We start from the raw sequence: 1,088 nt of genomic DNA, 5'->3' as shown, positions 1-1,088 counted from the left end.
CTTGACCTGAGCCCACGATCGCGAGGTGATGGAGGCGACGGCGGCTTGGTCGTGGGCGAAGAAGTTCCAGGCCTGACAGCACTTGTCGAGAATGTCGAGGTAGCTGTCGAAGACGGAGATGGCGAGCTTGTTCTGGCGCAGATACTGCCAGACGTTCTCGACCGGGTTGAGCTCGGGCGAATAGGGCGGCAGTTCGAGAAGCGTGATGTTGTCGGGGACGTCGATGTCGGCGCCATGCCAGCCGGCGCCGTCGAGGACCAGGATGGCCTGCGCGCCGGCCGCGACGTGGCGGCTGATCTCGGCCAGGTGCAAGGCAAAGGCTTCGGCGTTGGCCTTGGGCAGGACCAGAGCGGCGGTGGCCCGGCGGGCCGGGCAGACGGCGCCGAAGATGTAGGCCCATTTGTAACGCCGGTCGCGGGGGCCGCGCGGGCGGGTTCCGCGTCGGGCCCAGACCCGGGTCAGCGTGCCCTGCTGACCGACCCGGGCCTCGTCTTGGAACCAGATCTCGAGCGGCTTGCCGCGGGCGGGCTCGGGGAGAACCGCCGCGACCCACTCGGGGAAGTTTTTTTGAACGCCTCCTGCGCTGCGGGGTCGGCTTTGGGGTGCTGCGGGCGCACCGACAGCCGCACGAAGCCGAGTGCGGCGAGTTGCTTGGAGACCGTGCGCTCGTGCATCTCCACGCCGAACATCGCCTCGATCTTGCGCTTCAGGTCGACCCGGCGCCACCGCACCACGCCGTCCACCTCTGGGGCTGGGCCGCTCTCCACCAGCGCCGCGAGCTCTTGCTTCTGCGCGGTGCTCAGCCGCGGCCGCGGCCCCGGCGCCTTGCGGTTGGTCAGGCCAGAAACCCCTTCGGCGTTGTAGCGGTGTACCCAGTCGCGCAGCGTCTGCCGATCCATACCGCAGCTCAGCGCCGCCGTCTTCCGGTCCACTCCCTCCAACACCAGTGCGATCGCCAGCATCCGACGGGCTGCGCCGGCATCCCCCGTCTTCGCCGCAGCCGCCCGCAACTGTGACGCCGTCATATCTTGTCGCGTGATCTCAACCCCTGCCATCGCCGCTCCCTCCTGCGCTGCGATGACAGTGAG

Annotated in this window: 1 protein-coding gene; it reads right to left on the bottom strand. The window is 68.8% G+C overall.

The annotated features are described in order from the left end of the window. Positions 1–1,055, bottom strand: a protein-coding gene (locus FFK22_RS41865) for an IS630 family transposase (protein ID WP_138893703.1) whose coding sequence is annotated in 2 segments (ribosomal slippage) — positions 1–572 and positions 572–1,055 — 1,056 coding nt annotated over the 2 segments. Because the reading frame shifts where the segments join, the coding sequence is not laid out codon by codon here. This gene is flagged as partial in the annotation. Positions 1,056–1,088 lie beyond the last annotated feature (33 nt).

Origin of the sequence: Mycobacterium sp. KBS0706 (genome assembly GCF_005938675.2) — a bacterium.
Taxonomy (GTDB): Bacteria; Pseudomonadota; Alphaproteobacteria; order DSM-16000; family Inquilinaceae; genus Inquilinus.
The sequence above is the reverse complement of the archived record's forward strand: the minus strand, read 5'-3'. Positions and strand labels throughout refer to the sequence as shown.